The sequence below is a fragment of the Halomonas citrativorans genome (assembly GCF_900163645.1).
In the GTDB taxonomy this organism is placed as follows: domain Bacteria; phylum Pseudomonadota; class Gammaproteobacteria; order Pseudomonadales; family Halomonadaceae; genus Vreelandella; species Vreelandella citrativorans.
Window position 1 is genome coordinate 20,889 of the sequence record NZ_FUKM01000061.1, and the last position, 26,338, is coordinate 47,226.

Here is a 26,338-nt window from a genome sequence, read left to right on the forward strand (position 1 = left end):
TCAAAGGCTTGATGATAAGTTGCAAAGTATGCTTTAAGCGTTGTTTGCAATTAAAAAGCCTTGTTACGGTTGTGTGAAGCTCCGTATCTGACACAATATCAATGTAGTCGTTGTACTCTGTTTTTCAATAGTATTGTTAATATATTTTTTAAATATCGGATTTTTAAGGACGGTTGGCAAGGCTTTACAATCAATGGCAGGTTCTTGGTACTAGTTAACAGCAGCTGTGTCAGAGTGGCATGGAAGCCTGCCTCTTTCGAGAAGACTTCTCTGGGGTATGTATGCCGCTTTGATAGGGGGTTAAGTAGCAGTTTTCGTACAAAGCCTAGCGGGCAGGGTCCAGTACGCCGCCTAGCGAAGCATTACGCCGAAACCAGCCAGCAATGCTGGCGCGTGGTTGGTGGGTGGGAAGCACCTCGTGAGGAACGGTTTCTGACAAAAAGCAGGCAAACGTTCCGGCTTCCGGTACAACACGGGCAACTTCCTTGCCGGCATCATCAGGATGATAGATCACCATTTCGCCGCCGCCATCGCTTGGCCATTGAGGATTTAAATAGCCAACGGTAGAAATTACTCGGTTGGCGCGGCCGCGAAAGCTGTCCAAATGGCGCTGGTAAAAAGCGCCCGCCGGATAGTGGGCAAAATGCGCTTCATACTCAAAAAGGCCTAAAAACAGCGCCTGGTTAAGCGACTGTTGTAGCGCGCCCATTGCATCAAGATAGTGGCGTTGGGCTTCACTTTGACGGTCCAGCCAGTGGATGGCATCACCGCGAATATCCTTGCGCAAATGATGCTGTTGACCTCGGCCAATCCCGGCTTCTTCAAGCGCATCATGCTCGGCCATGTGCGAAAGCTCACGGTGTAGGGCGTGGCAAAGATCAAGATTGATCGCCGCGCGCCCCACATACCAGCCTTGCTCCACCAGCGCATCAACAATCGCTACTTGTACAGCGGGCGTTAACACGGGCGACGTGGTGAAGTTTGAAAGCATCATTTGCGTATACTCTTCGGCATCGCCGGGTGGCGGTCAGCGGGCAGTCGGCTGGTACGTTCGGGATAGTGCCGTAGTATACCTGGGGGTTGTTGATATAAGTCGATGGGCATGCCAAATCCTTCGGCTAACAACTCGACAAGCATCATCGCTGAAAGCCCCCAAATCACATGGCCATCCACGTGGTAGCTAGGCACGTAATGAGGCACGCCATCGACAGGAATGACATCTGTATGGGTACGTTGGTCCTCTAAAAAGTGGCTAAGTGGGACTTCAAAGATAGCGTCTAATTCACCGAGGTCTGCGACCAAAGGCAAATCCGGTGGAATAATGCCCACCCACGGAGTTACCCGCAGGCCATGCAGCGAAATCACATCTGAAAGTCGGCCTAGCGGCTCGACCACCGCTGGGTCAAGAGCGATCTCTTCCTGAGCTTCGCGCAGCGCTGTGGCGTAAAGATCCGTATCTTCCGGCTCGCGTTTGCCGCCGGGAAACGCAACCTGACCGCTATGGGTAGCTAAGTGGCTTGCCCTGCGTGTAAACAGCAAGGTAGGCGATGCGCGATCAACCACAGGAATCAGCACAGCGGCTTCGCGCATCTGAAATTGGTCTAGCCTTTGAGGGTTGAGCTGTTGCAGCCGTTTGCGTAGATTCTCTAACATGGGGTATCCCGTCACTTTGTCCCTTTTTACCCAGCAGTGGTTATGTGCGTCAAGCATCGATAACGTGTGCCATTTAGCCGTAGGAATATGCCATGAATTTTTGCAGCCAGTGCGGCGATAACGTACGTTTCGCGGTCCCCGAAGGTGATGACCGGCCGCGCTACCTATGCGATGCCTGCGGTACTATTCACTACCAGAACCCGCGCATTGTCGCTGGAACGCTACCCGTCAGTGGCTCCAAAGTCTTGTTATGCAAACGTGCCATTTCACCTCGTAAAGGCTACTGGACGTTGCCTGCCGGGTATATGGAAAACGCGGAAACGACGCAACAGGCTGCCGCCCGCGAAACCCGTGAGGAAGCGCACGCCGAGGTGCGCCTGGGCGACCTTTATACCCTGATTGACTTACCGCATATTAATCAGGTGTACATGATTTTTCGCGCAGAGCTTGTCGGTGGCTTTAGCGCTGGCGTTGAAAGCCTTGAGGTCGCCTTGTTTGATGAGCATGAAATCCCTTGGGATGAGATTGCCTTTCCAACCATTGAGCGAACGCTGCATCATTTCTACCGGGACCGGCTCCACCATCACTTTCCGCTACATACGGGCACGATCACATCTGAGGATCGTGAACGTTACTTTGGTAGCGCCTGATTGAGCAAGCGTTAAAGCTCGGCAAGCTGCCAAACATCATAAGCGACTTCTTCATAAGGGTGGGCAAGCTTAAGCGCGGCGATAGCCGCGTGTATGCACGTGTCTTGGCAAACGAGCTCCACCTTAACTTCTTCAACGTGCTCGAGTGTTCCGACTGAGCCGATATGCGGGTCAGCACCCGAAAGCGGGCGAAACTGACCGGTGCCGCTGGTTTGAAAGCAGCAGGCTTCATAGTTGCCGATTCGCCCGGCGCCCGTCTCGAAAACGGCTTCTTTAACGCTTTCGGCATCGTCAATGGGCACAAAAAACGCAAGCTTATACATGCCATACTCCTGTTAAAAACGTGTCTTTAAAAAAATGGCGCTTAAAACACAGCCTAGTGACATATTAGCGAACAGACGGCTTCTGGTCGCATGATTAGCTTTGTATGATGACGCTTTTGTGAATATGGTTATCGTCACGTTATCAATAAAGGCAGGACGCCAACCGATGGATAAATTTGAGGTGAAGTTGGACCAAGCGGCCAGAGCCGCCTGGATGTCGTATGTGGGCGGCCTAACGCAGGATGAAATCGCAAGCCAGTTGGGTGTTTCCCGGCCAGGCGTACAGCGTCTGTTGGCGTTTGCGCGCCAGGAAGGGTTGGTGAAGGTGCATATTGACCATCCTATTTCGAGCTGCATGACGCTAGGTCACACGCTGCGTGAACATTTTGGGCTGACCTTTTGCGATGTAGTGCCCGCTGAGACGGCATCTTCGGAAAGTGTCACGCACTACCTGGGTGTTGCCGGGGCAGAGCGCATCGGCAAGTTGGTTGAGCGTAGCGAGCCGTTGACGCTATCACTGGGTAGTGGACGCTCTGTGCGGGCAGCGGTAGAAGCGCTTGATCGAACGGAGCGGCCCCAGCACCGGTTTGTGTCGCTGGTGGGGAATGTCGCCCGGGATGGCTCGGCCAACCGCTACGACGCGGTGATGTTATTGGCTGACAAAACCGGCGGCGAGCGGTTCTTACTGCCAGCGCCGGTGGTGGCCGAATCGATTGACGAGAAAAACGCAATGCTTTCCCAGCGCCTGTTTCAAGCTATCGCCAATGTGGCTCGGACGTCGGAAGCCGCGTTTATTGGGGTAGGGCGTATTGACCGCCAGGCGACGTTGTTCCAGGACCACTTTATTAGTGAGCGCGAGCTTGATGAGTTGTTGGGCTTGGAAGCCGTGGGGGAACTGCTCGGCTGGCCGTTAAATAGCCAAGGCGAAGTCATTGACTGCTCCATTACTCGGCGCGTGACAAGCTTGCCGCTTGAGCATTTTGGAAAGCATCTTATGGTCGCGATAGCCGGTGGCTACGATAAAGCGTTAGGCATTCATGCGGCGCTAAAAGGCGGCTGGTTAAAAGGATTAATCACCGACGAAGTGGCGGCACGGCGCATTGTTGAGCGGCTACCTTCCCGCCAAGCGTAGCGCGTTAAAAAGAGGCGTAACCATAAAGTCTAAGCCGTAGGGCTTTGATTTTTTTTGTCCTACGTACGATCATTTGTTCGAAACATGATCAAAATGATCAGGCGATAATAATGCCAACATTAGCCAAAGGAGAGTTATATGCGACTCGCGCGTCACTTGCCCGTCACCACCTTAGCAGCGGCCATTGCTGTGGCAGGCCATGCTCAGGCACAAACTGAAATCACGGTCGCCACCGTTAATAATAACGATATGGTGATCATGCAGAGCTTGACCGATGCGTTTGAAGAGACGCATCCCGATATCAAGCTGGACTGGGTCGTGTTGGAGGAGAACGTTCTTCGTCAGCGCATGACCACCGATATTGCCACGGGTGGTGGCCAGTTTGATGTTATGACGATTGGCGCTTATGAAGCACCTATCTGGGCGGAGCGCGAGTGGCTTGAGCCCTTGAATGACCTGCCTGATGAGTACGCCGTAGACGACTTGTTGACCTCCGTACGCGACGGGCTAAGCCTTGATGGCACGCCATACGCGCTGCCGTTTTATGCGGAAAGCTCGATGATGTATTACCGCAAAGACCTCTTCGAGGAGGCCGGGATTGAAATGTCCGAACAGCCGACCTGGAGCGAGGTACGTGACTGGGCCGAGCAGCTCCACGGCGCGCAGGAAGGGGTGGCGGGTATCTGCCTGCGTGGCAAACCCGGCTGGGGTGAAAATATGGCCTTCGTCTCGACGCTGGTAAACACTTATGGTGGCCGTTGGTTTGATGAAGAGTGGAATCCTGAACTCAATTCTGAGCCCTGGATGAATGCCATCGAGTTCTATGTAGATTTGCTGGGTAACTACGGTCCTCCCGGCGCCAGTTCCAACGGCTTTAATGAAAACCTGGCGCTCTTCTCACGCGGAAATTGTGCGATGTGGGTCGACGCTACCTCCGCCGCGGGCACGCTTTATGATGGCGCCGAGTCCAGCGTAGCCGACAATCTTGGTTTTGCCCCAGCGCCCGTGGCACAAACGCCCAAAGGCTCGCACTGGTTATGGACCTGGGCACTGGCGATTCCGGCCTCCTCCGAGCATAAAGATGCTGCTAAGCAGTTTATCACTTGGGCGACATCACAAGAGTACATTGAGCTGGTTGGCGAAACTCAGGGTTGGACCAACGTACCGCCGGGCACTCGCGAATCCACCTACGCCAATGAGCATTACACGGAAGCGGCGCCTTTCGCTGATTTTGTGCTGAGCGCGATTCAAAATGCCGACCCGACCGATTCCACGCTAGAGCCGAACCCTTATACCGGCGTGCAAATTGTCAATATTCCTGAGTTCCAGGCGATTGGCACCCAGGTAGGGCAGAGCATTGCCGCTGCGTTAACCGGTGACACCACGGTAGAACAAGCGCTTAACAGCGCCCAGAGCGCCACTGAGCGCACTATGCAGCGAGCGGGTTACAACGACTAATAAGTAAAAGCGCCTACCCGTTACGCGGGTAGGCGTGTTGTAACGGTTTCTCGTTGGTTTTTTCGCGCAGGTATTCCCATGACTAAAACACGTGCTTCTGGCCGTACGGTTGGCGGGCTAAGAACGTTATCGCTTCAAGCCCCCGCTGTGACGCTGCTGTTGTTATGGATGATCATACCGTTAGGCATGACGATATGGTTCTCCTTCCAGTACTACAACCTGCTAATGCCAGGCATGAGTGGCTTTGCCGGAGTTGAAAACTACGAGTATTTGCTAACCGACCCCGCACTTTGGAAGGCAATGGGCAATACCTTGCTGCTGGTAGGCTGGGTATTGGCGATTACCGTAGTGGGCGGCACGCTGCTGGCCGTTCTTTTTCAACAAGACTTTGCTGGTCGCGGTATTGCCCGAGTGCTGGCAATTTCACCCTTTTTTGTAATGCCCACCGTGAGTGCGCTGGTGTGGAAAAACATGATGATGCACCCCTCCAACGGGGTGTTGGCATGGTTGGCAAACTCACTTGGTTTGCCTGCCGTAGACTGGTTTTCAGCGCTCCCGTTAACGTCCATCGTGATTATTGTGGCGTGGCAGTGGCTACCCTTTGCGCTGTTGATTCTGCTCACTGCCATGCAGTCCTTGGATGAAGACCAGGTGGAAGCCGCACGGATGGATGGTGCAGGGCCTATCGCGATCTTCTTCTTTATAACGCTCCCTCACCTTAAGCGAGCCATCAGCGTGGTGATCATGATTGAGATGATCTTCCTGCTGACTATTTTTGCTGAAATTTTTGTGACCACCTCGGGCGGGCCTGGGCTTGCGACCACCAATTTGGCTTATCTGATCTACATGCGGGCGCTGCTTGATTTTGATGTGGGGGTTGCCTCTGCTGGCGGGGTCATCGCGATTATTCTTGCCAACATCGTGGCGATTTTCCTGGTGCGGATGGTTGCGAAAAACCTTGAAGATTAGCGCTTTGGGCACTTGGAGAATATAAATGTCATTATTACGTTCTACTACGCCAGCGCAAAACGCGTCGGGGGTGGGTACCGCCCGCGGGTCAGCCGGCATGAAAACGCTCGTGATTACGCTGGTGGGTTGGTCGGTAGCGCTGGTGATTTTCTTCCCGATTTTATGGATGATACTCACCGGGTTTAAAACCGAATCGGCCGCAATTGCCGACCCAAGCTTTATCTTTACGCCCACGCTTGAAAGCTATGAAGCCGTGCAGGCGCGCTCAGGCTACGCGCGCTTTGCGCTCAACAGTGTCGCCGTCGCATTTGGCTCGACGTTTCTGGCGCTGTTAATAGCTATACCTTCGGCCTATGCCATGGCCTTTCTGCCCACTAAACGCACCAAGGGCACGTTGCTCTGGATGCTCTCTACCAAGATGCTGCCGCCTGTTGGCGTGTTGGTGCCGATCTATCTTATTTTCCGCGATGTAGGGCTGCTGGATACCCGCACGGGGCTGATCATTATCTACACGCTAATGAATCTGCCTATTGTGGTGTGGATGCTTTACACCTTCTTTAAGGACATGCCCAAGGACATCCTTGAAGCTGGGCGAATGGACGGTGCCTCGACGCTACAAGAAGTGTTCTTCTTGCTCTTGCCGCTGACTCTGCCAGGCATTGCCTCTACCGGTTTGCTCTCGGTTATCTTGAGCTGGAACGAAGCGTTCTGGAGCCTCAATCTCACCTCTTCCAAGGCAGCACCGTTAACCGCTTATATCGCCTCGTTTTCAAGTCCTGAAGGGCTGTTCTGGGCCAAGCTCTCGGCGGCTTCTACCATGGCCATCGCCCCTATTCTCATTCTTGGCTGGATGACCCAAAAACAAATGGTGCGTGGCCTGACCTTTGGCGCCGTCAAGTAAAGGAGTTTTGCATGGCAACCTTACAACTTAACAATATTACCAAGCACTTTGGCGACACCGCGGTCATCAAAGGGATCGACCTTGAAGTTAACGACCGTGAGTTTGTGGTGTTTGTGGGGCCTTCCGGTTGCGGCAAATCAACGCTGATGCGCATTATCGCGGGGCTTGAAAGCGCCACCGATGGCGACATCGTGATTGATGGCCAGCGAATGAACGATGTGGGGCCTGCCGACCGTGGCCTGGCGATGGTGTTTCAAAGCTATGCCCTGTATCCGCACATGACGGTAGAAGGCAATATGGGCTTTAGCATGCGCCTGGCCGGTGTGCCCAAAGAGGAGCGCCGCGCCAAGGTGCTGGAAACCGCTAAAATACTTCAGCTTGAGCCGCTGCTTGACCGCAAGCCCAAGGCGCTTTCCGGCGGTCAGCGTCAGCGCGTGGCGATTGGTCGAGCTATCGTGCGCAACCCGAGTATTTTCCTGTTTGATGAGCCGCTTTCCAACCTGGATGCCGCGCTGCGCGTACAGATGCGTATTGAGCTTGCCCGCCTGCACGAAAAACTCAACGCCACCATGATTTACGTGACCCACGACCAGATTGAAGCCATGACCATGGCCGATAAAATTGTCGTGCTGCATGACGGCGTGGTCGAACAGGTCGGCTCACCCATGGCGCTCTACCATCACCCGGCAAACCGCTTTGTGGCCGGGTTTATTGGCTCGCCAAAAATGAATTTCTTTGATGTTGAATTAATCAGTACCTCGCCGGAAGGTGTTCAGGTTCGCTTGCCAGGTGGTGGCGAGTGCACGGTGCCCGTCAACGCCCAAGCACTTGAAAACGCGTCTTCTGAAAACACACCTATCGAAAGCCAGCCAGCCCTTGAGCTGGGCATTCGCCCCGAGCACTTGGTGCTTGATGAGGCGGGTGCGCTCAGTGGCCAAATTGAAGTGCTTGAGCGCTTGGGTGGGCAAACCTCGCTGTATGTACGTATGGGTGACCTGTTGGTAACGCTGATGACGGATGGGGATGTGGCCTATCGCGTTCACGAGACCATACGCTTTGGCTTCGCTCCTGAGCGAGCACACTTGTTTGCGGCCGATGGCCGCGCGTTGCCCAGTCTTGCTCAGCATCCGCTGGCCGGGCTTACGCGACACGATAACCGCACATCAGGTGACGCTGAGGCGCTGGCATGAAGGCGGTTATATTTGATTGCGATGGCGTGTTGGTCGATAGCGAAGCACTGGCGGAAGGGGTGCTGGAGGAGTATCTCGGTAGGTGGCTACCCGATTTGAACATTGCCGAGCGGCTTGGCCAGGCGTTGGGAATGACCACCGGCGATATTCTTAAGCACCTGGAGCAGCACAGCGTGTATACGCTACCTGATAACGCCACTGAGCAGGTGGACTCGACTATTGAGGCGCGCTTGGCGCGTGAGCTTACCCCTGTCGCGGGCGCGCACGATGCCGTGTTGGCAATTCCCTTGGCCAAGGCGGTGGTATCCAACAGCCGCCGTCAGCGGGTTGTAGCGTCACTTGCGTGCACCCAGCTGGCCGATGCCTTTGGCAAGGACACGCCTATTTTTACGGCGGACCAGGTAGCCAACCCTAAGCCAGACCCCGCGCTTTACCTGCTGGCTGCCACGCAGCTGGGCTATCTCCCCGGTAATTGCCTGGTCATCGAAGACAGCGTGGCGGGTGTCACCGCCGCCCACGCTGCCGGTATGTGTGTCATTGGTTTTGTAGGTGCCAGCCACGTGGATGCCGAACAGCCAGCACGGCTTTTAGACGCAGGCGCATGGCGTATTTTGGAGCACATGCAGGGGCTGAACGCGCTGGTGAATGAGTGGCAAGTACGCATTGCTAGCTAAGCAGGCGGCTGTTAGCACTCAACAACACTCGAATAAGACGGGGCGATAATGAAACTGACCGATAAAGTGGCGGTGATTACCGGGGGCGCACGGGGCATTGGCTTGGCAATTGCGAAACGCTATTTGGAAGAGGGGGCCAAGGTGGTGGTGGCGGATATTGATGCCGCGGCCATTGAGGAAGCCCTTGCCGTGCTGCACCAAGAGGCCCATGGGCAGGAGACGTTAGGGGTCGTGCTTAATGTCTGTCAGCGTACCTCTATTGATGCCATGGTGGAAAAGGTCGTGGCGCATTTTGGCGGTATCGATATTTTGGTCAATAACGCCGCAGTGTTTGATTTGGCACCGGTGCTTGAAGTGACCGAGGAAAGTTTTGATAAGCAGTTTGCGGTGAATACCAAGGGGCTTTTCTTTACGCTACAGGCGGTTGCTCAATGGATGGTTGAGCAGGGGCGGGGCGGCAAAATTATCAATATGGCCTCCCAGGCGGGTCGACGCGGCGAGGCATTGGTGAGCGTTTACTGCGCCAGCAAAGCCGCCGTGATTAGCCTGACTCAATCCTCTGGCCTGGACTTGATCAAACACGCGATCAACGTTAACGGCATTGCCCCGGGCGTCGTCGATACCCCGATGTGGGAAGCGGTGGATGCGCTGTTTGCCCGCTATGAAAACCGCCCCTTGGGCGAGAAAAAGCGCCTGGTCGGTGAAGCCGTACCCTTTGGCCGCATGGGCTTGCCGGAGGATCACACCGGTGCCGCGGTCTTTTTGGCCAGTGCCGACAGCGATTACGTCGTTGCTCAGACGCTCAATGTGGATGGCGGTAACTGGATGAGCTGAGGTGGTTATGACACCGGAACTTGATAGTCTTGCCCGCCAAATTATTCGTGCAGCCGAAGGCGCTTCACGCTATCTGGTTGCGCTGGCAGGGCCGCCGGGCGCAGGTAAGTCCTATCGTAGCGCTCTGCTTTGCGAGGCCATTAATCAGCTGCTTCCAGGCCAAGCGGGGCTCGTGCCTATGGACGGCTACCATTTCGACAACGCTATGCTGGGCAAGCAGCAACTGCCGATAAAAGGCGCGCCTCATACCTTCGATGTGGACGGGTTGCGCAGCGCCCTTGAACGTATTCGCCAAGCGCAGCATCCGGTCGCGGTGCCCGTCTTTGATCGGCCGTTGGATTTAGCGCGGGCAGGAGGGCGGCTCATCACCCTTGAGCAGCGCATTGTGATTGTCGAGGGCAACTACCTGCTGCTCGACCGCTCCCCCTGGCGTGAGTTACGCCCGCTGTTTGACTGGGCGCTGTTTCTGGACGTCGACGATGAGACATTGGTGGACCGGCTAATCCAGCGCTGGCTGGAAATGGGCCAGGACCACGCGGGGGCGCTGGAGCGCACCCACTGCAAGGATATGCTCAACGCGCAGCTCGTCAAACGCTGCTCTTTACCTCCTGATCAACGCTGGCACTAATGCCAATGCGCTGCCTCACCCTCTTTTTAACCGTTTTCAAACCTACCCATCGCGCCAAGCAGGTTTTGGCTGGAGAGTACCCATGACCCGACTTAATAATCACAACCTGGGCAATTTAAACGGCGATGTTGCCATACCATGCTATGAGCGTGCGAAGCTTACTCCCGGCATTGTGCATGTCGGCGTGGGCGGTTTTCATCGGGCTCATCAGGCCATGTACCTTGATGAGCTGATGCAGCAAGGGCTGGCGCTTGATTGGGGCATTGTGGGCGTTGGCGTTATGCAGGGTGATAAACGCATGCAGCAGGTGCTTGCCGCGCAGGATTACCTTTATACCCTGGTGGTTAAGCATCCTGACGGCCAGTACGAGCCTCGGGTTATCGGCAGCATGATTAATTACCTGTTTGCTCCGGAGGACGTGGAGGCGGTCATTGAACAGATGGCCGACCCGGACATTCGGATTGTGTCACTCACTGTGACGGAGGGAGGCTATAACTTCCATCCGGTGACAGGCGAATTTAACCTGGAAAACCCCCAAGTGCGTGAGGATCTTGCGCACCCTGAAAAGCCCTCCACCAGTTTTGGCCTGATTGTCGAGGCGCTGGTACGCCGCCGTGAGCGCGGCATTGCTCCGTTTACCGTCATGTCGTGTGACAACATTCAGGGCAATGGCGACGTGGCCAGGCGCATGTTCACCGCCTATGCCCGTGCCCGCGATAACCAGCTGGGCGAGTGGCTTGCGTCAGAGGTTGCGTTTCCCAACGCCATGGTAGACCGCATCACTCCCGTTACCGCACAGGCGGATATTGACGAACTGTCCCAGCGCTTTGGGGTAGAAGACGCTTGGCCGGTCGTATGTGAGCCGTTTACGCAGTGGGTGCTGGAAGATCACTTCCCGCTGGGCCGTCCGCCGTTTGAGCAGGTCGGCGTGCAGGTGGTTGAGGATGTCGAGCCCTACGAGTTAATGAAACTGCGGCTTTTAAATGCCAGCCATCAAGCGCTCACCTACTTTGGCTATTTAGTGGGCTATCGCTATGCCCACGAGGTTTGCCAGGACCCCTTGTTTGTGGATTTTCTGCTCGGCTATATGCGTGAAGAGGGCTCGCCCACGTTGGCGCCTGTGCCCGGTGTCGACCTGGAAGCTTACCGCTTAACGCTGATTGAACGGTTTGCCAACCCCGAAATTAAGGATACGCTAGCACGGCTGTGTGCCGAAAGTTCAGACCGTATCCCCAAGTGGCTGGTGCCGGTGATTCATCATCAGCTTGCTCACGGAGGCGAGATCGCGCGCAGCGCAGCGGTAGTGGCCAGCTGGGCACGCTACGCTGAAGGGGTTGATGAGCAGGGCGAGCCTATCGAGATTGTTGATCGCTTAAAGGAAACGCTGACCGCAATTGCCGCTGAAAACCGTACCCGCCCCAGTGCGTTTATCGACAATCGTGAGCTGTTCGGCAGCCTGGTCGACCATCCGCGCTTTTATGAGGCTTATGTCCAAACACTTAATTCGCTGTATAAGCACGGCGCACGGGCTACGCTTGAGGCGCTTGTGGCATCCAAAGGAACGCTGTGATGTATATTGGTGTGGATTGCGGTACCCAGAGTACCAAGGTCGTAGTGGTTGATGTGGAGCGCGGCGTTATCCTGGGCGAGGCAAGCCGCCCGCATCGGCTGGATGAAGGTGAAAACGGCCGCCGTGAGCAGGCGCCTTCTGAATGGTTGGCGGCTTTAAAAGGTGCCTTTTTCAGTGCCCTGGAGCGCGCTGGGGTCAATGCCTCACAGATTCGCGGTATCGGTGTTTCAGGTCAGCAGCATGGCATGGTGGCATTGGATGCCGATGGCGTGCCGGTTTACCCCGCCAAACTGTGGTGCGATACCGAAACCAGCGCCCAAAACAGTGATCTTGTCGCCCGCTTGGGTGGTGAAGCAGGGTGCCTGGAAAAGTTGGGGCTGGTGCTACAGACCGGCTATACCGCCTCTAAAATCGCTTGGCTGCGCGAGCATCAGCCGGATGCCTACCGGCGCATCGATAGCCTGTTATTACCTCACGATTACCTGAATTTTTGGCTGACAGGCGAGCGTGTGACCGAAGCGGGCGACGCATCGGGCACCGGTTATTTTGATACCCGCACGCGGCGCTGGCAGCTGAAGGTGTTTGCTGAAATAGCCCCTGAGCTTGACCCCCAGCGCGTACTGCCACGCTTGTTGGAGGCTCATGAACCGGCAGGGATTGTGCGCCCACTGATTGCCCGCGAGTTGGGGCTTGGCGATAACGTGGTGGTATCTTCAGGCGGTGGCGACAACATGCTAGGGGCAATTGGTACCGGTAATATTACCCCTGGTCTGATAACCCTTAGTTTGGGCACCTCCGGCACCGTTTGCGCTTATTCGCCTGAGCCTATTCTCTGCGATAACGCCATGGTGGCTAATTTCTGCTCAAGTACCGGCGGGTGGTTGCCGCTTATCTGCACCATGAACGTGACATCGGCCACCACGCGGATACGTGAACTGTTTGGTTTGGATTTAACAACGTTTAGCGACCTGGTGGCCAGCGCACCGGTAGGTGCTGAGGGCGTTACCGTGCTGCCGTTTTTCAACGGCGAGCGCGTACCCATGCTGCCGGATGCATCGGCTGATTTTTTGGGCTTGAACAGTATCAATACCCACCAGGCAAACCTGTGCCGTGCGGTGGTTGAAGGGGCCACATTGGGTTTGCGCTATGGGCTTGAGCTACTGGGCGATTTAACCGCTGGTGCCAGCCAAATCCGGCTGATCGGCGGCGGTGCCAATAGCCCGGTATGGCGGCAGATGGTGGCCGATATTACGGGTACGGAAGTGATATGCCCTGAGATTACCGATGCCGCTGCGCTAGGTGCGGCCATTCAAGCTGCATGGTGTGATCAACGTGCACAGGGCGTAACGCTTGAAGCGTTATGTAACCGCCTCGTACATCTTGATGCGCAATCACTTGCTGAGCCGAACCTTGCACGCGTTGAAGCGTATCAAGAGGTCTATGCGCGCTATACACAAGCGCTAAAGCAGCGTCATCAAAATGTATAACGACCTATAACGTTTTTAAAAAAATCGACGTACGCAGGGGTTAGCAGGCACACTGGGAGAATACTACCCAGCGGAGATGGCGATGGATGCTACCCTGCGAAGGCTACTCGACGCCCAGACGATACGGCCTACCGGTCAGTTACAGCCGCTTGGCGGTGGAGATAGTGCGGCGGTATATGCACTTGAAACCTCCCAGGGGCAGAGCGTGGCTGCCAGAGGCGCCCGCAAGCCTTTTGCATGGCGACTTATGGTCGGGCAACGTATTGATAACTACCCGTGGCCCTGCCTTGATCGACCCTGCCGTTTATCGTCATTATTCCGATGTGGATATTGCCATGCTGACGCTGTTTGGTTCGCCGGGTAGTGGCTTTTTTGATGCCTACTGGGAGGGTAACGCCCCGCCTGACTGGTCAAGGCGTGAGGCGCTGTTTCAACTGTGCCCGCTGCTTAATCATTTACTGCTTTTTGGAGCGACCTACCGCACCGATATTGAGCAACGCGTAGCCATACTTGAAACATACGCTCAATAAGCTGAAAGCGAAGTGGCAGTAATAGATGTAGCAAAAGAAGTAGTAATACAGGGATTACCCACTAAAGTACAAACAAGAAAGTATAAACAAAGGGGTAGGGCGATAGCGTGAAGACTAGCAGTGAAGCAGTGCCTGAAAATCCTGATGTCATGCTTTGGTCCAGGCCAACCGGATGCGGCTTGACAAGTTCGTTATTCATACAATTTTCTAGACTTCAAGTCTAGCATACATACATGAATGTAACTATAATGCCATCTTTCATAAATAGTTTACTAATAGTACCCCCATCATTGACACCTAGAGGCACCTACATGCGACTGGCACACTGGGCAGTCAATGCCCCTTTACGACCCCTATTACTGGCCGTTTTCACTGCGTCTATTGCGCTGCCTGCTCAGGCGGCAGACCTGATAACGGTCACGCGTGAAGCGCTGAGCAATAACGCCACGCTAAATTCAGCTCGTGCTCAGTACTCTGGGGTCGAAGCCGGTCGGGATGTTGCGAGAGGCGCGCTGTTGCCGCAGGTGAATGCATCAGGCAACGTGGCGCACCATGAACAATTTGAAAGTCAGTCAACGCGCACCATACCGGGCGCAGGTGGGGGAGCAGGTGTTGGAGGGGGAGATGATCGCTATAACAGCGTATCGCTGACCCTGGAAGCCACTCAAATGCTGTTTGATGAAGTGGCGCGCCAGCAATTCAATCAGGCTGATCGCGAAATCGACCAGCAGTTCTACCTGCTGGCTGCGACCGAACAACAGCTGCTTTTTGATGTTGTTAACGCCTATTTCGATATCCTTCGTGCGCATGATGTACTGACCACCCGACAGGCCCAGGAGCGTGCTATTGAACGCCAGTTGGAGCAGGCCAGTGAGCAGTTTGAAGTTGGTTTGATTGCCATTACCGACGTCGAAGAAGCACGCTCAAGCTATGATCAGTCGCGTGCTAACCGGCTCGCCGCTGAGAGTAACCTGCAGGTGGCTTTTGAGGTGCTTGAGCAGTTAACCGGTCAGCGTTACCCGAACATCAACGCGCTAGGCGATGCGATGCCGGTGGTGAAGCCTTCAAGCAATCGTGACTACTGGGTTGAACAAGCGATTGAGCTTAATCCTCAAGTCCTTGCTCAGCAGGCGGGCATCGAAATTTCACGCGTGGGCGTTGATATTGCCCGTGCCGGTCGCCTGCCCACGTTCCAGGCATTCGCCAACTATCAGCATGCCGATAATGATCGCGATGCCGTTAGCGGTTATGACGCTTCCGGCCAGGTCGGGATATCGGCCAACCTGCCTATTTATACCGGTGGCAGTACCAGTGCGAGTATCCGCCAAGGTACTTACCAGTTGGAAAGTACGCAGTACGAGTTTGAGTCTCAGCGCCGTACCACTATTCAGCAAGTACGCTCGCTCTACACCCAGGTCAGCAATAACGTTGAAACGGTAGAAGCGCGTCAGCAAACTATCGTATCGGCGCGAAGTGCGTTGGAAGCCACACAGGTAGGGTATGAAGTCGGCACGCGTAATATCGTCGATGTGCTGAATGCCGAACAAAATTATTACAATGCCATTGCTGATTATGCTGAGTCACGTTACGACTATGTCGTTAACTTTCTTGGGTTGCGCCAGCAGGCAGGGTTGTTGGACGTACCGGCGATCGAAGAAGTTAATGCTTGGCTAACGGACGATCCGGTGACCTTTGCGATACCTGACACTGATGGCGACAGTTACCAGCGTGCCATGAATATTGGTGCGCCGCCTACGCCGGATAGGTAATCACAACGAATAGCCGTTGCTTTTAAAAGATAGCTTTTAACTCATGGCTTTACGGGTAAGTCGCCTGCACTTGAATAAAGCGTCATTTGTAATCAAGGCAGCCGCCAGCGCCGTCAATCAACGTTTTGAAAAGATTAAGGAAACCCACGCATGAGAAAAATGATTCACTCACGCCGAGCGAGTCTAGTAACGCTGATTGCCGCGCTAGTGTTGACGGCCTGTGGCCAAGACCAATCGCAAGAGCAGCAAGCGGTTCCGCCTCATAAGGTGGAAGTGACGGAAGCCGCACGTCAGGATATTCCGTTAAATAAGTCGTACCCTTCGTTACTGCGTAGCGATAGTGAAGTGACGCTGGTGGCACGTGTTAACGGTTATCTTGAAGAGCGTCACTTCCAGCCTGGCCAAATAGTGGAGGAGGGTGATTCGCTGTATACCATTGAGCCTGATCTTTATCAGTCAACGGTTAACCAGCGTGAAGCTGACCTGCAAAGTGCCCGAGCCGAGTTATCTCGCACCCAGCGCGATGCGCAACGCTTTGAACAGTTGCTCAGCCAAAACTCTGTAAGCCGTCAGCAGTATGACCAGGCGCAGGCAGACCAACGTGTGGCACAAGCCAACGTTGCCCAAGCCGAGGCTGCACTACGAAGTGCTAACCTGGACCTTGGCTATTCAAATGTAACGGCCCCTGTGTCGGGCATGATCAGCTTGAGCCAGATTAACGTTGGCAACCTGGTTACCTCAGGAACTGAGCTTGCCACTATCACCCCGTTGGACCCGCTTGAAGTGCGTTTTCAACTGCCTCAGCGTGACGCCTTTGAGCTGCGCCGCCAGTTACGTGAAGAGGGCGATACGTCCATTACCGCGCTGTTAAGCGTGCCCGGCGTAAGCGGTGCCAGCGGGTCTGAACTTGAAGGTCAGCTCGACTTCCTGGGCTCCCGCGTGGATTCCGGTACCAGTACCGTTCAGGCGTCTGCCAGCTTTGCTAATCCGGATGGTGCTATCCTGCCTGGCCAATTTGTGCGGGTACGTCTTGATGGTCTGCGCCGTTTTAACGTGATGGCAGTACCTGAAATTGCGGTCACCCAAGGCTTAATGGGCCCTCGCGTGTTTGTCCTGGATGAAAATGACCAGGCGCGCGAGCGTACAGTGCAATTAGGCGAAGTCGCTGGCCCCTGGCAGATCATTGTTGATGGCCTTGAAGAGGGTGACCGTGTGATCGTGGGCGACCCAGCAGGCATTGAGCCTGGTATGGCTATTGATCCACTGCCGTTTGATGGCGACGCCGATGAAGTAGTTGAGCGTGTTGAAGAGGCTGAAACTCAGGAGCAACAAGAGCAAGCCGCTGCCGCTTCCCAAATGACAGAAGGTGCTGGTGATGTGCCGGCAGGCGAAGGGGAAGAGGGTACTCAATAATGAATTTTTCCAACTTCTTTATCAGCCGGCCGATTTTCGCCACGGTACTCGCGATTATCCTCACGCTGGTAGGTACCATGGCCATGCGGATACTGCCCATTGAGCAGTATCCAAGCGTGGTACCACCCACCGTATCCGTACAGGCGCAGTTTCCTGGCGCCGATGCTGAAACGGTGGCCCAGACGGTCGCTGCACCGCTGGCTGAGGCGATCAACGGCGTCGAGGACATGCTTTACATGACCTCTAACAGCGCTGATAACGGCATCATGAGCTTGAGCGTGGCGTTTAATATCGGCACTGACGGCGATATCAACACCATTAACGTTAATAACCGTGTTCAGGGGGCACTTTCCCAGTTGCCCGAGCAGGTTCAGTCTCAGGGCGTTACTGTTGAACTGCGCTCTGACTCGATCCTTATGTTGATCGCCCTAACGTCACCCAGCGGCGATTACAACGACGTGTATATGCAGAACTACGCCACGCTTAATATTCTCGATGAGCTGCGCCAAGTGCCTGGCGTAGGTAATGCCGAGGTGCTGGGGGGTGGTGAGTTTGCCATGCGTATCTGGATGGACCCTGACAAGCTGGCGCAATACGACCTCACGCCGAGTGAGGTGGCTAATGCTATCCGTTCACAAAATACCGAAATCCCTGCCGGTAATTTAGCCGCCACGCCGCAAGGTAGCCCGCGCGCTTATACGTATACCATCACTGCTGGTGGCCGTTTATCGGATACGGATGATTTCCGTAATATCTATTTGCGCACTAACCCTGATGGCTCATCGCTACGTCTGGAGGATGTTGCACGCATTGAGCTCGGTGCTTCATTTTACGGCATTGATGCGCAGCTAAATGGCGCAATGATGACTCCGATCATCATCAATCAGCAGCCGGGCGCCAATGCGCTGGCCACTGCAAATGCGGTGCGCGAAACCATGGCAAACCTTGCCAACCGCTTCCCGCCAGGGCTTGAGTATGTCACGCCGTACGACACCACGCAGTTTATCGATGCGTCGGTAGAAACGGTATTGCATACCTTTATTGAAGCCTTTCTGATCGTTATCGTGATCCTGTTTATCTTCCTGCAGAACTGGCGCTTTACCGTGATTGCCATGTCGGTGGTGCCGGTGTCGGTGATTGGTACCTTTGCAGGCTTTTACCTGTTTGATTTTTCTATCAACCTGCTAACGCTATTCGCCCTGGTGCTTTCAATCGGGATAGTGGTGGATGATGCGATACTGGTGGTGGAGAACGTTGAGCGTGTATTAAGCGAAGATGACGAGGTTACCGTTAGAGAAGCAACGGTTCGTGCCATGCGCGAGGTTGGCGGGCCGGTTATTGCCACCTCACTGATCATGGCCGCTGTTTTCGTGCCTGTTGCGTTTATGGGCGGCTTTACTGGGCAGATCTATCAGCAGTTCGCGATTACTGTCGCGATCTCGGTAGCGCTGTCAGCGCTAATGGCGTTAACGTTTACACCGGCGCTTTCCGCCATCTTCATCAAGCATAACTTGCACCATTCACGCCAGTCAGCATTCAAGCGGGCGATTACTACGCCTCTGCGTCTATTTGATCGCTTGTTTGCAGGTATCACCGCAGTTTATATGTGGTTTGTGGTGCGCCTGGTACGCTTTTGGGTGCTCGCCTTGGCGCTGACGATCGCGACCGGTGCCGGCTCCTACTGGTTGTACGCCAATACGCCCTCAACATTGGTGCCGGAAACCGACCAGGGTATCGTGCTGGTCAGCGTGTCGCTACCCGATGCCGCCTCGCTTGACCGCACCGAGAACTACATGGCAAAGCTTAGCTCCGCTATTGAGGATATTCCCGGGGTGCAATACTCCTCGGCGATAGCGGGCTACGATATTCTTGCAGGCTCGGTTAATACGGCGCGCGGGATTATCTTTGTCAATATGGTGCCCTGGGGGGACCGTGATCTAACGGCAGCGAGCCTGGTGGGGCAAATTATGCAGCTGGGGGCCAGTATTGATGGCGGTACTGCCATGGCCTTTAACGTACCGCCGATTATGGGGCTTTCCACCACAGGTGGCTTCACCGGCTATCTGCAGTCGTTTGACGGCGCCTCACCTCGCGAGCTTTACGAAGCCTCACTACAGATTATGGGCGCGGCGAATCAGCACCCAGCGTTAAGTCAGGTCTTTACCACCTTTAACGTGAACGTGCCTTCCTACCGAGCTGAAATCGACCAGCAGAAAGCGCTTAGCTATGGCGTGGCACTGGAGAATATCAACTCGGCACTTGCCAATACCTTTGGTAATGGGTTTGTTAACTACTTTAGTTACCAGAACCGTAACTTCCAGGTATATCTGCAAAACGAGGATGAATTCCGTAAAACGCCGGATGATGTGAGTAGCGTCTACGTGCGTGGCGGCAATGGCGAACGTATTCCGCTGTCTGAATTTGTCACGCTGGAGCGTCAAGTAGGCCCCTCGGTTGTCTCGCGGTTTGGGGTATATACCGGTGCGCAATTCCAGGGCGGTGCGGCGCCTGGCTATAGTTCTACCCAAGCCATTGAGGCCATGAATGAAGTCGTCATGGATACGCTCGGGTCTAACTGGGGCATGGGCTGGACCGGGACCGCTTACCAGGAAGCAAACCAGGGTAATGCGGCGGTGCTTGCCATTGTGTTTGGTATCTTTATGGTCTTCCTGATTCTGGCTGCCCAGTATGAAAGCTGGTCGTTGCCCTTGGCGGTACTTACTGCAACGCCGTTTGCCTTCCTGGGAGGCATTGGAGGCATCGCGTTGCGGGGTCTGGATACCAGTGTGTACGTTCAGATTGGTATGCTGGTGGTCGTGGGGCTCGCGGCGAAGAACGCCATCTTGATCGTGGAATTTGCCGAGTTGCAGCGTAAAGAGCAGGGCAAAACGATTCGCGAAGCAGCGATTACGGCCGCTGAGCTTCGTTTCCGTCCTATCGTCATGACATCGCTTGCGTTTATTTTCGGTACCTTGCCACTGGCCTTAGCGACCGGCGCCAGTGATGTGAGTAGCCACCATATCGGGACAACCGTTGCGGTGGGCATGGCCTCTGTGGCCGTTCTGGGAAGCGTGTTTATTCCCAGCTTCTACGCAATGATCGCTACTGTATCCGACTGGCTCTATCGTAAACGCCATCCGGACCGCGATAACCAGAAACCGGCACTGGAGCACGACCAACTGTAACCGTGTTTCACCACTAATGAGCGGGCACTACCGAAAGGGAGTGCCCGTTTTTTTATGGCGTGATGATTCGCATCAAGGTAGCCAAGAGCAAAAAAGAATAATTTGGGCTATGCTAAAAGAGACCACACGTTTTTAGCTTGGACCAATAATATAATCCCAGGCGGAAACAGCACCGGACGAAATGTCTGGAGGAGGACACGCCATGCAACCTGTTATTTCTGCTGCGCTACAGTTTCCAACCATTGTGTTTACGTTTCTACTGGGACTGTTAGTACTTTATTGGATGTTGGTGCTACTTCGAATAGCCCCTCTTGAGTTATTTGAGCGCGACAGCCTGCGCGATGATCACATGGCCAGTACGCTGGTGTCGTTAGGGTTTGCAGGTGTGCCGGCAACGCTTGCGCTGACGTTTCTTGTCGTGATTGCGGGGAGTTTTGCATTAGCGGTAGAGCTTTTAGTGCTGCGTTGGCTATCGCTGGGGATGTTGCGCGTGCCGGTAGGCGTACTGATCCTGTGGGTATCCTTTGCTGTTGCTTCACCCATTGCCGCCGCCTTATGCCATAGCTTACATCGGGGCTTGCATCGCTATCAGCCCTTTACGCGGCGCTGCCTGTTGGGTTCGACGGTCATCGTGTCCGGGCGTCAGGACGATGGATTTGCCATGGCAGTGATTGAAAACGAGCCTAATAGCCATGTCAGGCTGCACTGTAAAGAAGGGGATTGCCCACAAGAAGGTGAGCGTCGCGTTTTGGTGAAATACCTCGCTGGTGAGAGCGCTTATCGCAGCGTAATGGAGCAGACCTATCTGGATACTCGGGTACGTTTAAATAAGCTGCGTCTTCGCTACCACCAGGATGAAGGCTACTCAACCTAACGTTATTAGCGATTAACGTTCACTACTCGCACCAGCGCCGCCACTGTCTTGTGAGCCATTGCCTTATGGATGATGTGTCAGTGGCGGCGTGGCTGCATCCAACGGTGTTGAATGCTTGCCACTAATCATCACAATGGTGGGTCATCCCAGTATAGTCAGGTTGCTGCATTGCAGCGAATGGCGTGGATTAGCGTTGCATAATGCGTATCAATGTATCAATCAGATCGCCGCCACGTTGACGTATGGAGAACGCATTCGGTGTGCGCAGCCAGTCGTGGAAAAGGCCTCCCAGTGCCGACTGCATCATGCGCGTCGCGACTTCTGGCGTTACATCTTCACGCAGCAGTTGCTGATGCTCCGCTTCTTTGAACACAATCAGCATTTCTGAGTAACACTCTTCACCAATATCATCCTGCATGGCAAGTGGGTTGATATCGCTAAAAAACTCGCAGCGGTGGAGCAAAATGGAAAGAATCCGCTGGTGAGAAGGTTGCTCAAGGCGTGCCAGACCTGCATGACAGGCAAGCCGGATGGCTTCCATCGGAGAGATAGTTTCATCGGCCTTGCTGACAGCTTCCATTAGCGACTGGAACGGCATGTGTACACGCTCCACCAGTGCCATAAACAAGTCGCCCTTGTTTTTAAAATGCCAGTAGACCGCGCCACGGGTTAATCCCGCATGGCGAGCAACCTGCTCAAGAGATGTGCGTGCAACACCCTTTGCAAAAAATACCTCTTCGGCAGCATCCAACAACGCTTCCCGGGTAGCAGCAGCTTCCGCTTTGGTCTTTCTCGCCATGGAAACGCAACCTCATTAATGACACAAGATGAGCATATTTTATCCGATATGGTGTAATTTTTACATTCAAAACTGTATGGATAGATGATTAAACGCATGGCTTGTGTTATCAAAACCTCATGTCTCGAAACCGCTGGGGCTCACTGCGTGCGGTAGGCGCATCGCCATGCCCTCATTAATGCCATTTGCTTAGTGGTTAATCACGCTAAAAAAAAGGAGACCCAGGATGGCGCGAGCACCTTTTCAACTTGCCGGGCACACCATACCGCCTGGCCAACGTTCCCAAATTGATGTGCCGGTGGCGCGTCTTTATACCCATACACCCCTGCATATTACGGTCGAAGTGGTACACGGACGTAAAGAGGGGCCCGTTATACTGGTGTGTGGTGGCATTCACGGGGATGAGATCAATGGCGTTGAAATTGTACGTCGCCTATTGCGCTCAAAGGCTATCAAAAGCCTAAGAGGCACCTTGATTGCCGTGCCGGTGGTTAACGTTTTCGGCTTCTTGCAGCAAACGCGTTACCTGCCTGACCGTCGCGATCTTAATCGCTGTTTTCCGGGTAGTGACAATGGCTCCTTGGGGGGGCGAATCGCGGCGCTATTTCGCGAACAGATTGTCGATCAGGCGACGCATATTATTGATCTTCACACCGGCGCAATTCATCGCACGAACCTTCCCCAGATACGTGCGCAGTTAAGCCCAGGCAGTGAAACCGAGCGCATGGCCAATGCCTTTGGCGCGCCGGTGATTCTGAATGCAGAGCTGCGTGAAGGTAGTCTGCGTCACTATGCACAAACGCGTGGCATTCCTGTGCTGACCTACGAAGCGGGTGAAGCGCTGCGCTTTGATGAGTGGGCCATTGCCCCCGGTGTACGCGGCATACTGCGCGTAATGCGTCGATTGGATATGCTTACCGGCGAACAGCGCCGCCGCTCGCCCGCGCCTGCCGAGCTTGCTAATGGGTCCAGTTGGGCGCGTGCACCTATCGACGGGATATTAAGACCCAAGGTGCGCTTGGGCGCGCGAGTCGCCAAGGGGGAGGTGCTCGGTATAGTGGCCGACCCATTTGGCAATCAAGAAGGCGAGGTCAAGTCGATGGCCGATGGCATTGTGATTGGCATGAGTCGCCTGCCGTTAGCCAATGAAGGCGAAGCGCTTTATCACATTGCTCGTTTTGATGAGATAGAAGAGGCCGAAACGGCGATTGAGAGTTTTCAATCAAGCCTGACACCGCCCCCTGACGCGCTCTATTAAATATCTGATAAGCGCGATAAAAAAGGTTATTAGCGCAATAGCCAAGGAGTACATGAGATCGCTGGCGGGAAGCAGCTCTTTTGACTATACCTGTGAGGGGGGGCAGTTATCCTAAATTAAAAATAATAAGCAAAAACGTATTATTTGTTTTTATAAAGCGGTGCCTTGGGCACCGCGGCAGCCGTGACATGGAGGAAAAGCGATGACGAGCGATAAACCCAGACATACGACGACAGGGGCTGGCATTCCGGTATCCAGCGACGAACACTCTCTTTCGGTAGGTCCGGATGGCCCGATCGTACTGCACGATCATTTTCTGATGGAGCAAATGGCGGCTTTCAACCGGGAGATGATCCCCGACCGTCAACCGCATGCCAAGGGCAGTGGCGCTTTTGGCCACTTTGAAGTCACCCATGATGTCAGTAAGTACACTAAAGCGAAGTTTCTGAAAAAAGGCACAAAAACCGACGTGCTCATTCGCTTCTCAACGGTCGCGGGGGAAGGCGGCAGCCCGGATACTTGGCGTGATCCACGCGGGTTTGCGGTGAAGTTCTATACGGAAGAGGGCAACTTCGACATGGTGGGTAACAATACCCCCGTGTTCTTTGTCCGTGATCCGATGAAATTCCAGCACTTTATCCATTCGCAAAAGCGCCGCGCCGATAACGGCCTGCGTGATCACGATATGCAGTGGGATTTCTGGACGCTGGTGCCGGAATCTGCCCACCAAGTGGCTTGGTTAATGGGTGACCGTGGCGTGCCCGCTACGTGGCGGCACATGAACGGTTACTCCAGCCACACCTATATGTGGGTGAATGACGAGGGTGAACGGTTCTGGGTGAAGTACCACTTCAAAACCGACCAAGGCATCAAGTGCATGACCCAGGAACAGGCCGACCAGATGGCCGGTAGCGATGCGGATTACCACCGCCGTGACCTGTTTGAAGCTATCAAACGCGGCGAGTATCCCACCTGGACACTGCAGATGCAGATTATGCCCTTCGAGGATGCCAAAACGTATCGCTACAACCCTTTTGATCTCACCAAGGTGTGGCCCCACAGCGACTATCCGCTGATGGAAGTGGGCAAGCTAACCCTTAATGAAAACCCCACCGACTTTCATAGCCAAATCAATCAGGCCGCCTTCGAGCCTAACAACATGGTGCCCGGTACCGGCCTTTCACCCGACAAGATGCTGTTGGCGCGCTCTATCTCCTATGCCGATGCGCACCGGGCTCGCTTGGGTGTGAACTACAAGCATATCCCGGTGAATACGCCCAAGTGCCCGGTCAATAGCTATACCCAAGGCGGGGCGATGCGGATGCACCATGCAACGGACCCCGTGTATGCGCCGAACAGTAAAGGCGGCCCCAAAGCCGATGGCGAGCGTTTCCCGGAAGATGCCGTATGGGCGACTAGCGGCGAGTTTGTGCGTACCGCCTATACGTTACGCAAAGACGATGACGACTGGAGCCAGCCGCATACATTGGTACGTGAGGTAATGGATGACGCCGCGCGTGACCGGCTGGTATCCAACGTGGTGGGGCACTTGTCGGGTGGTGTAACCGAGCCAGTGCTGGAGCGCGCCTTCGAGTACTGGCGCAATATTGACCAGGAAGTCGGTGAGCGTATCGAAAAAGGCGTGCGCGGCAACTAAGCCTACGAGTGTGGATTAATCGCCGCACACTAAAGCCCGCTACGTTAAGACGTGGCGGGCTGTTCTCGTTCTTGCATCGGCTCTTGTGATGGCTCGTTAACCAACCCGATAGCGTCATCAAACAAGCGTAACCCCGCGCCTTCTTTATGCGCGTGCTCCGATAGGAGACGCCGAAAACGCCGACCGCCTGGGCAACCCTGAAAAAGCCCCAATAGGTGGCGGGTAATATGGTTAAGCTTCGCGCCTTCATCCAACCGCTGCTGTATATACGGGCGAAATGCCTGGGCCGCCTCAACCCGGCTAACGGCTGGGCCGGGCACGCCATAAAGCAACGTATCTACCTCGGCCAGTAGCCAGGGGTTTTGGTACGCTTCACGGCCAATCATCACACTATCCACACGCTCAAGCTGCGCCTGGCTCTCTTCAAGCGTTTTAATCCCACCGTTGATGCCGATATGCAGCTCAGGACGGTCCTGCTTTAAGCGATGCACGCGCGGGTAGTTGAGCGGCGGCACATCGCGATTCTCTTTGGGCGATAGACCTTTCAGCCACGCTTTGCGCGCATGCACAGTAAAAATCTCACAACCGGCGCCCGCGACTATGTCGATAAAGCGCGCCAAGTCGGCGTCTTCATCCTGGTCATCAATCCCGATGCGGCACTTCACCGTAACCGGAATCGAGACTGCTGCCTGCATGGCGCGTACGGCATCGGCGACTTTTTCCGGGTAGCCCATCAGGCAAGCGCCAATCATATTGTTCTGCACCCGGTCGCTTGGGCAACCTACATTCAGGTTAACCTCGTCATACCCCCACGCCTCGGCAATTGCCGCGCACTCGGCAAGCTCCCCGGCATCGCTACCGCCAAGCTGTAAGGCAATGGGATGCTCCACATCGCTATAGCCCAAAAACCGCTCACGCGGCGAGCCATGCAAAATAGCGCCCGTCGTCACCATCTCGGTATACAGCAGCGCCCGCTTGGTTAACGTGCGTGCGAATGCCCGGTAATCGCGGGTTGTCCAGTCCATCATGGGGGCCACAGAAAAACGGCGGGCCGCATCTGCTGGGCTTAAATTATTCATATCAATCACTTGCATCTTTTTGATGCCGTATAAATACACATATTCAATACCCTTTGATACGGTACATAGGCGTACCTGATTCGTACCTTGGTTACGTAATCAGATAATTATCTAAAAAAGGGGGTACACCAAAGCGACGTATCAAAAGCGGAGGATTCGTTGGCGGGCAATTGTACGCAAGAAAGGGTAGCCAGTACAAAGCAAGGCGTTTTTACCAAGCTGCACGATGTTGGAGCCGTTAAGGTTGCAGGCCTAAACTACTCGCTCCCTTTCGGGTCGGCTTCGTTAGATTGCTGGTCAATATT

Annotated in this window: 22 protein-coding genes and 1 pseudogene; 18 read left to right on the forward strand and 5 right to left on the reverse strand. The window is 54.6% G+C overall.

Annotation, left to right across the window (positions count from 1 at the left end; genetic code table 11):
• Positions 1–325: 325 nt before the first annotated feature.
• Both CZ787_RS17745 and CZ787_RS17750 read right to left on the reverse strand, forming a co-directional pair.
• On the reverse strand, positions 326–994 hold the full coding sequence (locus tag CZ787_RS17745; protein WP_087111735.1) for a 2OG-Fe(II) oxygenase: 669 nt from the start codon (positions 992–994) through the stop codon (positions 326–328).
• Positions 991–1,653 carry a CoA pyrophosphatase gene (locus CZ787_RS17750; protein ID WP_176372256.1) on the reverse strand — a complete coding sequence of 221 codons (663 nt, stop codon included), beginning with the start codon at positions 1,651–1,653 and terminating at the stop codon, positions 991–993. Before CZ787_RS17750 ends, CZ787_RS17745 begins: the two co-directional genes overlap by 4 nt.
• 92 nt (positions 1,654–1,745) lie before the next feature.
• On the opposite strand from CZ787_RS17750, the gene CZ787_RS17755 reads away from it, so the two are divergent.
• Positions 1,746–2,303: an NUDIX hydrolase gene (locus CZ787_RS17755; RefSeq protein ID WP_087111739.1), complete on the forward strand. Its 558-nt coding sequence runs from the start codon at positions 1,746–1,748 to the stop codon at positions 2,301–2,303.
• Positions 2,304–2,314: 11 nt separating this feature from the next.
• Here CZ787_RS17755 and CZ787_RS17760 read toward each other — a convergent pair whose 3' ends face one another.
• The gene (locus CZ787_RS17760; RefSeq protein ID WP_087111741.1) at positions 2,315–2,626 is read right to left on the reverse strand and encodes a YqfO family protein; all 312 of its coding nucleotides are present in this window, start codon (positions 2,624–2,626) and stop codon (positions 2,315–2,317) included.
• A 166-nt stretch (positions 2,627–2,792) separates the two neighbouring features.
• Between CZ787_RS17760 and CZ787_RS17765 the strand changes: the two genes are divergently transcribed.
• The 15 genes and pseudogenes from CZ787_RS17765 to CZ787_RS17835 all read left to right on the forward strand — a co-directional run bounded on the left by CZ787_RS17765 (position 2,793) and on the right by CZ787_RS17835 (position 21,240).
• Positions 2,793–3,758, forward strand: coding sequence for a sugar-binding transcriptional regulator (locus CZ787_RS17765; RefSeq protein WP_087111743.1), 966 nt, complete (start codon positions 2,793–2,795; stop codon positions 3,756–3,758).
• Between the two features lie 138 nt (positions 3,759–3,896).
• A complete protein-coding gene (locus tag CZ787_RS17770; RefSeq protein ID WP_087111745.1) occupies positions 3,897–5,216 on the forward strand; it encodes an ABC transporter substrate-binding protein in 1,320 nt (439 codons plus the stop codon).
• Between the two features lie 78 nt (positions 5,217–5,294).
• Entirely contained in the window at positions 5,295–6,185 is an 891-nt protein-coding gene (locus tag CZ787_RS17775) for a carbohydrate ABC transporter permease (RefSeq protein WP_018918706.1), read from the forward strand.
• A gap of 97 nt (positions 6,186–6,282) precedes the next feature.
• The gene (locus tag CZ787_RS17780) at positions 6,283–7,086 is read left to right on the forward strand and encodes a carbohydrate ABC transporter permease (protein WP_419866544.1); all 804 of its coding nucleotides are present in this window, start codon (positions 6,283–6,285) and stop codon (positions 7,084–7,086) included.
• 11 nt (positions 7,087–7,097) lie between these two features.
• On the forward strand, positions 7,098–8,276 hold the full coding sequence (locus tag CZ787_RS17785; RefSeq protein ID WP_087111749.1) for an ABC transporter ATP-binding protein: 1,179 nt from the start codon (positions 7,098–7,100) through the stop codon (positions 8,274–8,276).
• Positions 8,273–8,950, forward strand: a complete 678-nt coding sequence (locus CZ787_RS17790) for an HAD family hydrolase (RefSeq protein ID WP_087111751.1) — start codon at positions 8,273–8,275, stop codon at positions 8,948–8,950. The genes CZ787_RS17785 and CZ787_RS17790 overlap by 4 nt, the downstream gene beginning before the upstream one ends.
• A 48-nt stretch (positions 8,951–8,998) precedes the next feature.
• The gene (locus CZ787_RS17795; RefSeq protein ID WP_087111753.1) at positions 8,999–9,784 is read left to right on the forward strand and encodes an L-iditol 2-dehydrogenase; all 786 of its coding nucleotides are present in this window, start codon (positions 8,999–9,001) and stop codon (positions 9,782–9,784) included.
• A 7-nt stretch (positions 9,785–9,791) separates the two neighbouring features.
• Entirely contained in the window at positions 9,792–10,412 is a 621-nt protein-coding gene (locus tag CZ787_RS17800; RefSeq protein WP_087111855.1) for a nucleoside/nucleotide kinase family protein, read from the forward strand.
• Positions 10,413–10,494: 82 nt separating this feature from the next.
• Positions 10,495–11,982: a mannitol dehydrogenase family protein gene (locus CZ787_RS17805; protein ID WP_087111755.1), complete on the forward strand. Its 1,488-nt coding sequence runs from the start codon at positions 10,495–10,497 to the stop codon at positions 11,980–11,982.
• Positions 11,982–13,469 (forward strand): xylulokinase, encoded by a 1,488-nt coding sequence (xylB, locus tag CZ787_RS17810; RefSeq protein ID WP_087111757.1) that lies wholly within the window; start codon positions 11,982–11,984, stop codon positions 13,467–13,469. The genes CZ787_RS17805 and xylB overlap by 1 nt, the downstream gene beginning before the upstream one ends.
• Positions 13,470–13,675: 206 nt before the next feature.
• Positions 13,676–13,999, forward strand: a pseudogene (locus CZ787_RS17815) (fructosamine kinase family protein); the annotation flags it as partial.
• 311 nt (positions 14,000–14,310) lie between these two features.
• Positions 14,311–15,768, forward strand: coding sequence for a TolC family outer membrane protein (locus tag CZ787_RS17820; protein WP_087111761.1), 1,458 nt, complete (start codon positions 14,311–14,313; stop codon positions 15,766–15,768).
• Between the two features lie 150 nt (positions 15,769–15,918).
• Positions 15,919–17,181: an efflux RND transporter periplasmic adaptor subunit gene (locus CZ787_RS17825; RefSeq protein ID WP_087111763.1), complete on the forward strand. Its 1,263-nt coding sequence runs from the start codon at positions 15,919–15,921 to the stop codon at positions 17,179–17,181.
• Positions 17,181–20,366, forward strand: coding sequence for an efflux RND transporter permease subunit (locus CZ787_RS17830; protein WP_087111765.1), 3,186 nt, complete (start codon positions 17,181–17,183; stop codon positions 20,364–20,366). Before CZ787_RS17825 ends, CZ787_RS17830 begins: the two co-directional genes overlap by 1 nt.
• Before the next feature lie 202 nt (positions 20,367–20,568).
• A complete protein-coding gene (locus CZ787_RS17835; protein WP_087111767.1) occupies positions 20,569–21,240 on the forward strand; it encodes a hypothetical protein in 672 nt (223 codons plus the stop codon).
• Positions 21,241–21,427: 187 nt separating this feature from the next.
• On the opposite strand, the gene CZ787_RS17840 is transcribed toward CZ787_RS17835, so the two are convergent.
• Entirely contained in the window at positions 21,428–22,039 is a 612-nt protein-coding gene (locus tag CZ787_RS17840) for a TetR family transcriptional regulator (protein ID WP_087111769.1), read from the reverse strand.
• A 226-nt stretch (positions 22,040–22,265) separates the two neighbouring features.
• On the opposite strand from CZ787_RS17840, the gene CZ787_RS17845 reads away from it, so the two are divergent.
• Both CZ787_RS17845 and CZ787_RS17850 read left to right on the forward strand, forming a co-directional pair.
• A complete protein-coding gene (locus CZ787_RS17845) occupies positions 22,266–23,297 on the forward strand; it encodes a succinylglutamate desuccinylase/aspartoacylase family protein (RefSeq protein ID WP_087111771.1) in 1,032 nt (343 codons plus the stop codon).
• Positions 23,298–23,499: 202 nt separating this feature from the next.
• On the forward strand, positions 23,500–24,954 hold the full coding sequence (locus CZ787_RS17850; RefSeq protein ID WP_087111773.1) for a catalase: 1,455 nt from the start codon (positions 23,500–23,502) through the stop codon (positions 24,952–24,954).
• A gap of 44 nt (positions 24,955–24,998) precedes the next feature.
• Here the strand turns inward: CZ787_RS17850 and dusA are convergent, their stop codons facing one another.
• A complete protein-coding gene (gene dusA, locus CZ787_RS17855) occupies positions 24,999–26,033 on the reverse strand; it encodes a tRNA dihydrouridine(20/20a) synthase DusA (RefSeq protein WP_087111857.1) in 1,035 nt (344 codons plus the stop codon).
• Positions 26,034–26,338: the final 305 nt, after the last annotated feature.